The sequence below is a fragment of the Shewanella sp. Iso12 genome (assembly GCF_012030025.1).
GTDB classification, from domain to species: domain Bacteria; phylum Pseudomonadota; class Gammaproteobacteria; order Enterobacterales; family Shewanellaceae; genus Shewanella; species Shewanella algae.
Genome location: NZ_JAAUHW010000021.1, coordinates 24,724 through 37,922, shown reverse-complemented (window position 1 = coordinate 37,922; position 13,199 = coordinate 24,724). Strand labels below are relative to the sequence as shown.

The 13,199-nt window shown below is 52.9% G+C and carries 11 protein-coding genes and 6 tRNA genes; 7 read left to right on the top strand and 10 right to left on the bottom strand.

Annotated features, from left to right (window positions below; translation table 11 throughout):
• Window positions 1-238: 238 nt before the first annotated feature.
• A complete protein-coding gene (locus HCX89_RS22135; protein ID WP_071237174.1) occupies window positions 239-583 on the bottom strand; it encodes a hypothetical protein in 345 nt (114 codons plus the stop codon).
• Between the two features lie 2,586 nt (window positions 584-3,169).
• Here HCX89_RS22135 and HCX89_RS22130 point away from each other — a divergent pair.
• The 3 genes from HCX89_RS22130 (at window position 3,170) to HCX89_RS22120 (ending at window position 5,278) form a co-directional block, all read left to right on the top strand.
• Entirely contained in the window at window positions 3,170-4,303 is a 1,134-nt protein-coding gene (locus HCX89_RS22130; protein WP_167717474.1) for a histidinol-phosphate transaminase, read from the top strand.
• Window positions 4,304-4,409: 106 nt separating this feature from the next.
• On the top strand, window positions 4,410-4,868 hold the full coding sequence (locus tag HCX89_RS22125; RefSeq protein ID WP_025012151.1) for a hypothetical protein: 459 nt from the start codon (window positions 4,410-4,412) through the stop codon (window positions 4,866-4,868).
• On the top strand, window positions 4,865-5,278 hold the full coding sequence (locus HCX89_RS22120; protein ID WP_071237171.1) for a hypothetical protein: 414 nt from the start codon (window positions 4,865-4,867) through the stop codon (window positions 5,276-5,278). The genes HCX89_RS22125 and HCX89_RS22120 overlap by 4 nt, the downstream gene beginning before the upstream one ends.
• 252 nt (window positions 5,279-5,530) lie before the next feature.
• Here the strand turns inward: HCX89_RS22120 and HCX89_RS22115 are convergent.
• From HCX89_RS22115 to HCX89_RS22075, 9 genes are all read right to left on the bottom strand, one after another.
• A tRNA-Gln gene (locus tag HCX89_RS22115) sits at window positions 5,531-5,605 on the bottom strand.
• Window positions 5,606-5,672: 67 nt separating this feature from the next.
• Window positions 5,673-5,749 (bottom strand) — tRNA-Met (locus HCX89_RS22110).
• Window positions 5,750-5,773: 24 nt separating this feature from the next.
• A tRNA-Gln gene (locus HCX89_RS22105) sits at window positions 5,774-5,848 on the bottom strand.
• 21 nt (window positions 5,849-5,869) lie between these two features.
• Window positions 5,870-5,944: transfer RNA gene (locus tag HCX89_RS22100), tRNA-Gln, on the bottom strand.
• A gap of 35 nt (window positions 5,945-5,979) precedes the next feature.
• Window positions 5,980-6,064: transfer RNA gene (locus HCX89_RS22095), tRNA-Leu, on the bottom strand.
• Between the two features lie 32 nt (window positions 6,065-6,096).
• A tRNA-Met gene (locus HCX89_RS22090) sits at window positions 6,097-6,173 on the bottom strand.
• Between the two features lie 175 nt (window positions 6,174-6,348).
• Entirely contained in the window at window positions 6,349-7,440 is a 1,092-nt protein-coding gene (gene ychF / locus HCX89_RS22085) for a redox-regulated ATPase YchF (RefSeq protein ID WP_025011687.1), read from the bottom strand.
• An 85-nt stretch (window positions 7,441-7,525) separates the two neighbouring features.
• On the bottom strand, window positions 7,526-8,113 hold the full coding sequence (gene pth, locus HCX89_RS22080; protein ID WP_025011686.1) for an aminoacyl-tRNA hydrolase: 588 nt from the start codon (window positions 8,111-8,113) through the stop codon (window positions 7,526-7,528).
• A gap of 192 nt (window positions 8,114-8,305) precedes the next feature.
• Window positions 8,306-9,574: an FAD-dependent oxidoreductase gene (locus HCX89_RS22075; RefSeq protein ID WP_167717472.1), complete on the bottom strand. Its 1,269-nt coding sequence runs from the start codon at window positions 9,572-9,574 to the stop codon at window positions 8,306-8,308.
• Between the two features lie 152 nt (window positions 9,575-9,726).
• Between HCX89_RS22075 and HCX89_RS22070 the strand changes: the two genes are divergently transcribed.
• The 4 genes from HCX89_RS22070 (at window position 9,727) to ybeY (ending at window position 13,199) form a co-directional block, all read left to right on the top strand.
• A complete protein-coding gene (locus HCX89_RS22070; protein WP_144215712.1) occupies window positions 9,727-10,050 on the top strand; it encodes a hypothetical protein in 324 nt (107 codons plus the stop codon).
• A gap of 97 nt (window positions 10,051-10,147) precedes the next feature.
• Entirely contained in the window at window positions 10,148-11,572 is a 1,425-nt protein-coding gene (miaB, locus tag HCX89_RS22065; RefSeq protein WP_025011684.1) for a tRNA (N6-isopentenyl adenosine(37)-C2)-methylthiotransferase MiaB, read from the top strand.
• A 129-nt stretch (window positions 11,573-11,701) separates the two neighbouring features.
• Window positions 11,702-12,748, top strand: a complete 1,047-nt coding sequence (locus tag HCX89_RS22060; RefSeq protein ID WP_025011683.1) for a PhoH family protein — start codon at window positions 11,702-11,704, stop codon at window positions 12,746-12,748.
• A complete protein-coding gene (ybeY, locus tag HCX89_RS22055) occupies window positions 12,738-13,199 on the top strand; it encodes an rRNA maturation RNase YbeY (protein ID WP_028781579.1) in 462 nt (153 codons plus the stop codon). The genes HCX89_RS22060 and ybeY overlap by 11 nt, the downstream gene beginning before the upstream one ends.

Here is a 13,199-nt window from a genome sequence, read left to right as displayed (position 1 = left end):
ATGTGGCGAACACAAGTAATGCGAATAACCAAACTCGCGCGGTTCTATTCAAAAGAGTGCAAGGTCAACCGCCGACACTTACTCGCCAAAGTCCGACTGTCAGAGTGTCCTTACCGAAGATTTTTTGGGTCTCCGGTAAGGACACTTTTACCTATTTGACAAAGGGAATAATATCAACGCCCCAAGCAGCGGCGCGCGTTAGCGCGTCCAGCCCGCAGGGCGATGCTGCCTTTGTTTGTTATGTTTTTGAACATGCCAAGTCCTGCGCAACCGCCAACCTAACTTGATTCATTCTACTTAGCCTAAGCAGATAAGACTTTAGCTCGTGTCTCTGTGCTATTGTGCTCTTAGAGCCGTCGTACTTATCGATTTCTACGTCAACTACGTAAGTCCCACCTACCAACACTGTGTATAGGTCTTCGAGCTGCTCAGGGACGTAATGCAGAACATAAGAATTTATGTAGTCATGACCTTCAGACTCTAGTGCCATTCTTAACTTGGAATCACGGGCTTGAAGCGCCTCGTTGGATCGGATCAACTCTTCACGGAAGTCACTTTCCATTTTACTTCCAATAAGCTTCATTTACTCGATCCCTGTCGAAACATAACGCCCCGCGCATGCGCGCGAGCTTGTGAGCGTCGCAGGGGCCGCAGGCCCCGAATGACGCGGTTTGTTAGCTTTGTTTATTTTGTGGTAATTAATGTTGATGTTGGCCACAAGTAAACACCGTTATTTATGTAATATGACTTTAAAACGGTCATTTTACGCATTTTGAAAATAGCCGGTACGCCGCCAAATCGTTTCTCGAAAACTGCAACGGCTTTGAGTCTGCGCACACGCCAAACATAAAACTCAGAGCTGCCTTGCTTTAACTTTGCAGCTTCTTTGGTAGCAAACCTGTGAATCAAAGTTCTAAGTTGCCTCTGTGGTAAATTTTGCCACACAAACACACGAAGCAATGGGCTGCCTTTTTCCAATTTCCATATGCGATGCAAGTCGAATTACTCCGTAAAGCTAACAGCTGTATAGTGCGCATGCGCGTTTTAGTCCTCGGAGGAGTGTAAACGCGTATCGCTATCTGTTTGTATTAGCTGGATATAATACAATTTAGTCCAAATATCCCTTGCAGCCCAACGCGCATGCGCGGTTTCTAAACCTATTATCTACCAGCTGTATTTTTAACTTTATGAATTTAATAAAATTTTCTAAAATGTTACAGAAATAACGCGCAAATTTCCGACATGTTGTCCAGAACGTCAATAATACTGTATAAAAATCAGTTATGAGGTGCTTGTCATGAGCACTTCAAGCCGAACAACCAAGGGCCCTACAAAAAGCGTTAATTAAAGCCATGGCTACCGCACGGGTCCAAACTCTGTTCGTCCCTGCATTCCGCTGAAAAAGGAAAAATGCTACTACCTCCAACCTTAAGCTTAAGGAAGTGCTAAAGCTAAGCGATTGAATTGGTTATACAATAGCCAGTACTGAATTTGAAAACAATTAGCCAAAGGTCAAGTTTTGACAAAGGCAACAAAACACTAATTTAGTTTGTTTTTACAACAGAATTGACTGGGTTTGAAACCAAAGCGACTTCCTCCAGCTAATGCTGGGTGTTTGCATTATTCCCCGTTTTCGACGGTCACAGTCCCACCAGTGCCTGGAAATATGTGTATGTTTTTGGGCTTATGCACGATTTCAAATTCGCCTAATCATCAGGAACCTCAAATGCTAAAGGTATACACTTTTCCCGCTCGAAGCGGCCGCAGGGCGTTGATGACAATCGCGTAGCGAGGCATGGCCGTTCACGGGCGTCCTGCCCTTCACGGCATTGGGACTCCTGTCCGGCAGATGCCCATTCTGCGCCAGTTAATCAGGGGCGAGTGTCGCCCAGCGACGAGCTAACGAGCGCGAAACAGGATATTGAGCAGGCCCAGAGTCACATGGATGTGACTCTGGGCGTCTGGCGCGATAGCGAATTGGCATCATAAGCACAAGGGGTTTTCCGCTGCGTCGCGGGTCGCTGGGGGTTTGGGAAGGGGGCGAGTCGATACAGCCCCCTTTCCTCGGGTGTGGGGCGAAGCTCCACGACTTTAAGCCGCTGGCACAGCGGCTATCATTGCTTTCAGCTCAAAATGGCCAAATAACATAGGTCGGGCTTCCGGCAATGGATGTTTCTCATTGCCTGCCGCAGGCTTATGCACAGGCGATCCTGTGACATGCTGCGAGTACGTCCCTGTAAGCTCTGCCTCGCCATCCCTGGCTCGGAAGGTCACAGTCCCGCCTGTGCCTGGAAAATAGGTGTATGTCTGCAAACTTTTCAGATGTTTCAAGCTACTCAGCGCTAACAGAATTGCACCAATTCTCCCTTCGGAGCCGCCGCTGGCGTTGTTGCAAATTGGCGTAGTCGAGACAGGGATGTCGAGGCTCGAAGGTCGAGCAAGGCGAATGTTGCGAAGCAACAAGCTTATGAGCGCGAGCCAAGGAAGACGAGCTGGCCCTTATGCATGGATGCATTTGGCGAGTCCTGAGTGTAGCCAATTTGCTTCATAAGCCAGCGGGGATTTCGGCTACGTCGGGGGTGTCTTTGGGGATGCAAGGGGCTTTGGACAAGCAAAGCCCCTTGCCCGGTGTGGTGTGGAACACCACGACTTTACGCCGCTGGCACAGCGGCTAGCACAGCCTTAATCCAAAACTCACCAATGAGCTTGGCCCTAGCGGCTAGCTAAGTTGTAGCTCATCACCTGCGGTGCGCCTTTCGCACAGGCGATCCTGTGACATGGCGAGAGTTGCGTAGCAACATGCTTTCGAGCGCGAGTCATGGATGACGAGCTGGCAGTTAAACAGGGACGTTATTCGAGTACGTCCCTGTAAGCTCTGCCTCGCCATCCCTGGCTCGGAAGGTCACAATCCCGCCTGTGCCTGGAAAATGGGTGTATTTCTGTGGCATATAAACAACGTCACGCAACGCTATTCTTGCAGAACTGCAGTAACTCGTCCTTCAAAGCCACTGCCAGTGTTGTCATCAAACAACGACTTGAAGTTACCAAAGCTCGCTGGCGGCTAAAGTCAAAAGAATAACAAGCTTCAAATAATGAATAAAAATTCATTTATTTTCTCTCTTCCTCTGGGTAGACTGAGCGCCCTCTTATCCAGAACATCATAATAAACATGCAATTAAGTCGTAGGCATTTTATTCAGGCCGGTTTAGCCGGTACCGCACTGGGGCTCAGTGGCTGCAGTAATTTCTCTTTATCTTCTCAGGAGCAGGCCCAGGCTACTGCCTCCAAGGGTCCCCTGGCGCTGAACTTCAATGAAAACCCGCTGGGGATGCCAAACAGTGCCAGAGAAGCCATTATGCAACATATGGGTGAGGCACACCTGTATCCCGACAGTGCCCGTCAGGCTTTGCTCAAGCGCCTGGCAAGCTACCACGGTGTCAGCCAAGAGCAGCTCATCTACGGCAATGGCTCTTCCGAAGTACTCAAGTTCGCCATAGATGCCATGGCCAGCGCTCACTGCCAGTTGGTGATGCCCAAGCCCACCTTTGACATAGTGGCCGACTATGCCAAGGCTCGGGGACTCAAGGTAACTGAAGTGCCGCTGACCGCCGAGCTGCAAACCGATATCGCCGCCATGCAGGCCGCCGTGGCCGCACACCCTGGCCCTTCCATTGTCTATCTGTGTAACCCCAACAACCCAACCGGCCTCTTGCTGTCCAAGGCGCCGGTTGCACAGTGGCTGGCCAAGGCCAGTCCCGAGCTGCAGTTTATTATTGATGAGGCCTACGGCGAGTATGCCGGTAGCGATTTCCAATCCGCGCTGCCATTCATTCAAAATGGCCAGAAACACATAGTGCTGACCAAGACGTTCTCCAAAGCATGGGGAATGGCGGGACTAAGGGCCGGTTATGCCATTGCCGCTCCGGAAATGATAGCCGCCATGCAGGCCCAGGCGAGTTTTGACAACGCCAACCTGTTTGCTCTCTATGGGGCGGCGGCAGTGTTGGATGACAGCGCCTGGCTGGCGCAGACCCGCAGCAACAACTTAGAAGCCGGTGCCATTATCATTGCCACACTCAAACAACTGGGGCTCGACTATCTGCCGCTCAACGCCAGTTTTATTTTCCACCGCATCAAAGGTAACAATGAAGACTATCGCAAGCGGATGCAGCAGGCCGGCATTCTGGTGGGCCGTACCTTCTCTGGGCTTGAAGGCTGGAATCGCTTGACCTTGGGCACGCCAATGCAGATGCAACAAGTCGCCAAAGAGATGCAACGTCTGCGTTTGGAAGGTTTGCTCTAATTTCTCTTTCAAGTGCTGTTTCAAGAGCTGTTTCAAGCACTCTTTCAAGTGCCTTGGCTTTTCGCTAGACTCGGACTTCCGCAGCCTTTTTCAGAAGGATTCTGATATGCAAGTCCAATCCATTCTGGGGGCGTTATTCGCCCTCGGTTTCTCCCTGTCGTTGCAAGCCGCCCCCGGCGAGCTGGTCATCAACAAAAATGCCAAACCCAAATCCTCAAACAGCTATATCGAAGCCGTTCATAAAGAGATCCCGGTAGCGGGAGCCAGTGAGGCCCAGGTTCGTTATGCCATTCTCGAAGGTATGCTCAGCACCAAGGGCTTTGCCTGGGTATACGAGGGCGAAGGTGAGGGCTATATCCTGGCCCGTTTCGACTATCGCGGCGACACTAATGTGATGCGCATTGAATACGACGCCAACTATATTCAGCTTAAATACCACGCCGCTTTGGGGGATTTTGTCTGCAAAAAGCTGATTGATGATATCTGCTACAAGAATGGCCGTGGCTATTACAACTACATCAAGAATCTGCGTCTCTCCATCGCCCAGGAGCTGAAAAAATCATGAAACGAATACTACTGCCGCTACTGCTGAATCTGTTATGGCTGAACCCAGCTTCCGCCGAGACTGAATATCAATTGCAACGCTGGCAAAACCCAGTACCCACAGGTGGTTATGTGCAAGATATCCCCGCCATGTTGCAGCGGGCCGTTACCCGGGATAGCTGGGAGCTGGAAACTGCCGCAGATGGCACCTGGCTCGCCCGGCTCAATAACTACAAGGGATACACAGTCGAAGTAGAAGTAGCACGGCAGCAACAGGAACTGCAGCTTAGCCTGCTCTCCAGCCGCTGCGACTGCAAAATGGACCAAGCCAAAATCGACAGTTGGTTAATTCGCCTCAGGCGCAATATCGCTCTCGAAGTCACCAAAGCCGCCAGAGATGAGAGTCTGCGACAGAAGCTGAAAGTCGAGTAGAAGCTTGATAGCTCAAGGCAGGTATGACTCTGGATCGGTGAAATCTTGGCACTAGTTTACAGGCATGCACAAGTTTACAGGCACAGGCGGAACTGTAGCCATCCTTGGTTTGCGCTCGAAAGAGCGCTGCTACACCACTATCGCCGGTGCGAAATAGCCGGGATCCTGGCCGATGCGCCAATAGCAGACAAGTGCAAACGATGAAAAACAGACACAAAAAAGCCCGTCTATGACGGGCTCTTTCGTTGAATATGGCTGGGGTACCAGGATTCGAACCTGGGAATGCCGGGATCAAAACCCGGTGCCTTACCGCTTGGCGATACCCCATCAGGGTCGGTATTAACCGATACGAATCTTAAGACTCGTGAAGACCAAGTTTGCTGCTAAAGAAACATGGTAGCTATGGCGGGACTTGAACCTGCGACCCCAGCATTATGAGTGCTGTGCTCTAACCAGCTGAGCTACATAGCCACTGTATTTTCTCTTTAGCGTTTATGGCTGGGGTACCAGGATTCGAACCTGGGAATGCCGGGATCAAAACCCGGTGCCTTACCGCTTGGCGATACCCCAATCTATAAACTTGGCAAAAGATGGCTGGGGTACCAGGATTCGAACCTGGGAATGCCGGGATCAAAACCCGGTGCCTTACCGCTTGGCGATACCCCACCAATAATCAAAGTTAGTTCAGTAAGAGACAAATATGGTACGGGAGGAGAGACTTGAACTCTCACACCTTGCGGCACCAGAACCTAAATCTGGCGTGTCTACCAATTTCACCACTCCCGCAGTGTCTCTTGTTTTTGACATCCCAAGAAGGATGGTAGCTATGGCGGGACTTGAACCTGCGACCCCAGCATTATGAGTGCTGTGCTCTAACCAGCTGAGCTACATAGCCACGATAACTTTGTTGTTCCCCGTGCCGAGGAACGGGGCGTATTATGCTTATTCAGGTTATTCAGGTCAACAGCTTTTTTAGGCTAAATCCCGCCGCCCCAGCTGTTTGCCTATAAACCCATCAAACTGGGCAACAGATACGCAAATCCGTGTTCTATCGCCCATTTAGAGTCGCTTTATACGTTAAACAGGAAGTGCATCACGTCGCCGTCTTTGACGATATAGGTTTTCCCTTCCACCCGCAGCTTACCCGCTTCCTTACAACCGGCTTCGCCCTTGAACTGAACAAAGTCATCATAGGCCATAACCTGAGCCCGAATAAAGCCGCGCTCAAAGTCGGTGTGAATTTTACCGGCCGCCTGCGGTGCGGTAGAACCGACAGTCACCGTCCAGGCACGGACTTCTTTCACCCCGGCAGTAAAGTAGGTTTGCAGTGTCAGCAATTCGTAACCGGCGCGGATCACCCGATCAAGCCCTGGCTCTTCCAGGCCCAGCTCTTCGAGGAACTCGCTGCGCTCTTCCTCATCCATTTCCGCCAGATCTGACTCAATAGCGGCGCACACAGGCACCACAACGGCATTTTCTTTTTCGGCAATGGCACGCACTGTATCCAGATGCGGGTTATTGTCGAAGCCATCTTCAGAAACGTTGGCAATATACATGGTTGGCTTGAGCGTCAGCAGGTTCAGGTAAGCCACGGCTTCCAGCTCCTCTTTGCTCAAATCCAGCGTGCGCAGCATATGGCCTTCGTCCAGTACCGGCTTGAGTTTTTCCAGTACTTCGACTTCAAATTTGGCGTCTTTATCACCACCCTTGGCGCGCTTTTGCTGACGCAGTATGGCACGCTCAACACTGTCGAGATCCGCCAGTGCCAGTTCAGTATTGATCACTTCAATATCACCGGCCGGGTCAACCTTGTTGGCCACGTGAACAATATTGTCGTTCTCGAAGCAACGTACCACATGGCCGATAGCATCGGTTTCACGGATGTTGGCCAGGAACTTGTTACCCAGACCTTCGCCCTTGGATGCCCCTGCAACCAGACCGGCAATGTCCACAAACTCCATGGTGGTTGGCAGTACCCGCTCAGGCTTAACGATTTCAGCCAGGGCGTCCAGACGAGCATCCGGCACTGGCACCACACCTGTGTTGGGTTCTATGGTACAGAAGGGAAAGTTTGCCGCTTCGATGCCAGCCTTGGTTAACGCATTGAACAGAGTTGACTTACCGACGTTTGGCAGACCAACGATGCCGCATTTAAAACCCATGATGTTTACCTTTCTCTCTAATTTGAGTCCGGCGCACTCGGCCCCGGACAGGATAATGAAACAGGCGTCAGACGCCTGGATAATCTTAGACCGCTTTAAAGGAGTGCAGCCTGTGCATCGCCTTGGTCATATCCTCGGCAAAGAGGATATCAGTGGCGCGCACCGCTTCATCTACCGCGGCATCTATCAGCGACTGCTCAGTACTCGGCGCCTTGCCAAGCACATAGCCGCTGACTTTGTTCTTGTCCCCGGGGTGACCTATGCCAATCCGCAGACGATAAAAATTCTTATTGTTGCCCAGCTTGGCAATAATGTCCTTGAGGCCGTTATGGCCGCCATGACCACCGCCAAGCTTGAACTTGGCCACGCCCGGCGGCATGTCCAGCTCATCGTGTGCCACCAAAATCTCCTCCGGTTGAATACGGAAGAAGTTCGCCAATGCCGCCACCGACTTGCCACTCAGGTTCATATAAGTGGAAGGGATCAGCAGGCGCACATCGCGGCCCTTGAGCGTAACTCTGGCGGTCAGGCCAAAATACTTGCTGTCGGCACTGAGCTGGGCACCGCAACCTCTGGCCAGCTCCTGCACATACCAGGCGCCGGCATTATGGCGGGTCTGGGCATACTCGGCGCCGGGATTGGCCAGCCCGACGATAAGTTTAATCTCTGTCATCAGTCTCTATCAGTCTGTTTATTCAACGAGAAGTTCTGCGAAGGCCGGACAAGGCCAGGCACATATTCACCGCTCTTGAAGCTTGGCTGTTACAGGCCCAAACACTGCGTGAAAGCCAATGAAAAATGCCACATTCTTGTAAAAACGCGGCATTTTAGCACTCTCTTGCGACAATCAACAAATCGACCGGGGTTATCTCAGCCCCAGCGCATACTTGAGCACTTGCTGCTTGACCGGGGTATTGATATCCGCCAGCTTGAGCCCGGCGTTACGCAACAGTTTAAGTGGCAGCAGATCGTTACTGAAACCGGCATAGAAGAGATCCATACCTGTCATCATCAACTGATTGTCAAACCAACGCTGCTTTTGGAACCCCTCAAGCACTGTGGCCTTTGACCAGTCTTCGCCCTTCTCCAGCGCCTGGGTGATTGTCGCTATCAAGGCTTCGACGTCTTTAAAGCCCAGGTTAACCCCCTGCCCCGCCAGCGGGTTAATGGTGTGAGCCGCATCCCCCAGGATCACCAGGTTGTCGCGGTAGTATTGCTGCGCATGGCGCCGGGTCAGCGGGAAACTGCCCTTGGCCAACACTTCGAAATGGGGATCCAGCCTATCCGGGAAGTGATTGATGATTGCCTGCTTCAGTTGGCTGTCGCTGAGCTGCATCAAACTGCGAACTTGTTTGGCATCGTCATACCAAACCAAGGACGCATTTTTGCCCGGCAATGGCAGCAAGGAGCGCGGCCCTTGCGGAGTAAACTGTTGCCAGGTCACATCCTGCTCATCGCACTCGGTGGCGATATTGATCAGCATGCAGGACTGGGAATAATCCCAACCACTGATGCCAATTCCGGCCCATTGACGCACTCTGGAGTTGGCACCATCTGCGCCCACCAGCAAACGGGCATCGAACACCCGGCCATCGTCCAGACTCACCTCTATACCCACGCTGGAGCGCACCATGCGCCCGACCCGGGCCGGGCAGCAGAGGGTCAGATTGGGGTAGTTGTCGAATTCCTGCCACAGTGCCAGCTGCACCAAACGGTTTTCCACTATGTGGCCGAGACGCTCGGCCTTGATCTGACTGGCATGGAAACGGGTAATGCAGCCTTCCATTTCCCAGGTTTCCAGGCCACGATAAGCCACATGGCGCATTCCGAGCAGAGTATCGAATGCTCCCAGGCGCTCGAGTAGCGCCTCCGATGCCACACTGATGGCCGAGACCCTGACATCCAGAGGTTGCGAGGCATCGAAGGCCTCGGGTTCAAAGGCCTCCACCAGCGCCACTTCCAGCCCGAGTTTGGCCACCCCCAGCGCCGTCGCCGCGCCCACCATACCGCCACCTATGATGACGATATCCTTGGTCTCATGTTGTTCTGTCACTATGCCTTTCCTGCTGTCTCTCTTCTCTGCCGCCTCGGCCACAGAGTTGTGTTCAATGGTAACTGTTTTGGCTTCAATCATGAGCAAATGTTGCTGCCGGCCCTCCTGAAACACCTGCTTACAAGCCGACACACGAGCCTTGGCAACCTTAGGCTAGCCTCTGAGTGTCCAAGCAGTATCTGTCATGGCAAACACCGCATATGCGGTTATCGACATCAACAAGTGAGGATACCATGTGCAAACTTACCAGCAGCCTGATAGCCGCAGCCCTTGTCGTCCCGGCTGCCTTTACTTCTGGTCATGTTCTGGCCGCCACCACGGCAGACCAGATGGAAGTGATAACTGTAACCTATCGCTCGTCGCTGAATTATGCCCTATATCAACAAATCACGGAAACCATGGCCGGCTTTCATTTGGATGTGTTGGAGGACATCTATGCCCAGGCCCGTGGCAGCAACCTGGAGATGGCCGAGCAGTTCTACCAGCAGCAAAATATTCAGGTGGCCGCCAACCGTTTACCCGCACAGCTTGAAAGGGTATTGCAGCAACCAGAGTAATTCTCAGCCCTGGCGTTCAAAAGCTGGTCAGCGGACTTAACAGCAGGTAAAATGGCGCGCTATTTTTTAAGTGGTTCCGAAGAGCGACGCAAAACTGATGAGTAAAAAACTCCATATTAAAACCTGGGGCTGTCAGATGAATGAGTACGACTCATCCAAGATGGCCGATCTGTTAAACGAATTTCAGGGCTACACCCTGACTGAAGAGGCTGATGAGGCAGATATTCTGCTGCTCAATACCTGTTCTATTCGTGAAAAAGCGCAGGAAAAGGTATTCCATCAGCTGGGCCGCTGGAAAACACTCAAAGACAAGAATCCTGAGCTGATCATTGGCGTGGGTGGTTGTGTGGCTTCGCAGGAAGGCAAGGCGATAAAAGAACGCGCCCAGTGCGTGGATATTATCTTCGGCCCCCAAACCCTGCACCGTCTGCCAGAGATGATCAACCAGGTTCGCAGCGGCGACCAGGCGGTGATTGACGTCAGCTTCCCGGAAATCGAGAAGTTCGACCGTCTGCCCGAGCCCCGCGCCGAAGGCCCCACCGCCTTTGTCTCCATCATGGAAGGCTGCAGCAAGTACTGCTCTTTCTGCGTGGTGCCCTATACCCGCGGCGAGGAAGTCAGCCGACCACTGGATGACATCATCCTGGAAATCGCTCAACTGGCCGAGCAAGGGGTGCGTGAAGTCAACCTGCTGGGGCAAAACGTTAACGCCTATCGCGGCCTGACCCATGATGACGAAATTTGCAGCTTTGCCGAGCTGCTGCGTTATGTGGCCGCCATCGACGGAATCGACCGCATCCGCTTTACCACCAGCCACCCGATAGAGTTCACCCAGGACATTATCGATGTCTATGAAGACACTCCTGAGCTGGTCAGCTTCCTGCACCTGCCGGTGCAATCGGGTTCAGACCGCATTCTGACCCAAATGAAGCGCGGCCATATGGCAATCGAGTACAAGTCGATCATTCGCCGTCTGCGTAAGGCGCGGCCGGATATTCAGATAAGCTCCGACTTTATCATCGGCTTCCCCGGCGAAAGCAAAGAAGATTTTGCCGACACCATGAAGCTGATTGAAGAAGTGGGCTTCGACCACAGCTTCAGCTTTATCTACAGTGCCCGTCCCGGCACCCCGGCGGCCGACTTGCCGGATGATGTGGATATGGAAGAGAAAAAGCAGCGCCTGGCAATCCTGCAGGACAGGATCACCCAACAAGCGCAGCGCTACAGCCGCCAGATGCTGGGCACAGTGCAGCGTATTCTGGTGGAAGGCCCATCGGTCAAGAACCCCATGGAGCTGCGCGGCCGCACCGAAAACAACCGGGTGGTCAACTTCGAAGGCCAGCCCAAGCACATAGGCAGCTTCGTGGATGTGGAAATCGTCGATGTCTACACCAACTCGCTGCGCGGCAAGTTTGTTCGCGGTGAAGATGAGATGGACTTGCGCAAGAGCCTGCGCCCCAGTGATATTCTGGCCAAGCATAATCAGGAAGACACCCTGGGCGTGACTCAGTTCACCCCGTAAGCGCCGAGACTTCCACGGCGGCCCGGCTCTTCGGACCCGGGCCGTTTTATTTTAGGCTCGATTTTCCGTTAGCATTTATGCCTTCACGCTCGTAAACTGATCAAAGATGACATCAACAGGAGTTTTTGTTTGTCTCACAAATTAACCACCATGAATCTGTATCTCGAACCGGCCGACAGCCGCCGTCTGGCGTCTCTGTGTGGTCCGTTCGATGACAATATCAAGCAACTCGAGCGCCGGGTGGGCGTCGAGATAAGCTACCGCAACAACCATTTTCAGATTGTCGGCCAGCCGCGTAACTGCCTCACGGCCAACAACCTGCTGAAACAGCTCTATGTAGAAACCGCGCCGGTAAAAGGCTCGACCCCGGATCTGGAGCCCGAGCAGGTGCATATCGCCATTCAGGAAGCCATTGCCCTGGAAGCCGACGACAGCGGTGCAGAACCCAAAGAGCACTATATCAAGACCCGCAAAGGGGTGATTAAGCCGCGCAATCCCAACCAGACCCAATATGTGGCCAACATAGTGCGCCATGACATCACCTTCGGCATAGGCCCCGCCGGTACCGGCAAGACCTATCTGGCCGTTGCCGCCGCCGTGGATGCGCTGGAGCGTCAAGAGATCCGCCGCATTCTGCTGACCCGCCCTGCGGTGGAAGCCGGTGAGAAGCTGGGCTTCTTGCCCGGCGATCTGAGCCAGAAAGTAGACCCTTACCTCAGGCCTCTGTATGACGCCCTGTTTGAGATGCTCGGGTTTGAGAAGGTCGAGCGACTGATAGAACGCAATGTTATCGAGGTCGCGCCGCTGGCCTATATGCGTGGCCGCACCCTCAACGATGCCTTTATCATTCTCGATGAGAGCCAAAATACCACGGTGGAACAGATGAAGATGTTCCTCACCCGTATCGGCTTCAACTCCAAGGCGGTGATCACAGGTGACATTACCCAGATAGATCTACCGCGCAACGCCAAGTCCGGCCTGCGCCACGCCATCGAAGTACTGAGCGAAGTGGAAGAGATCAGCTTCAACTTCTTCCAGGCCCAGGATGTGGTGCGCCACCCGGTAGTGGCCCGCATAGTGGAAGCCTATGAGGCACACGATCAGCGCCAGCAGGCGGCCAAGGCCCAACGCGACAGCCAATATCAACTGACAGAGGCCGGCGCCCATGAGTCTTGATCTGCAGCTGGACCTGCAACTGGCCACAGAAGCGCAAAATCTGCCATCCCAGAGCGATTTCGAGCTCTGGGCCCGCACTGCCATTGGCAATAGTATGGAGCAGGCCGAGCTGACCATACGTCTGGTGGACAGTGAAGAGAGCCAGCAGTTGAACCGGGACTACCGCGGCAAAGACAAGCCCACCAATGTGCTGTCATTTCCGTTTGAAGCGCCACCGGGAATAACCCTGCCATTACTCGGGGATCTTGTCATTTGCGTTTCAGTCGTTGAAAATGAAGCCCGTGAACAGCATAAACCGCTACAGGCGCACTGGGCACATATGGTTGTGCACGGTTGCCTGCATCTGCTAGGTTATGATCACATCGAAGATGCCGAAGCCGAAGAAATGGAGTCGTTAGAGACCCAACTTATTGAAAGCTTAGGTTTTACTGACCCATACAAGGAGCAATAA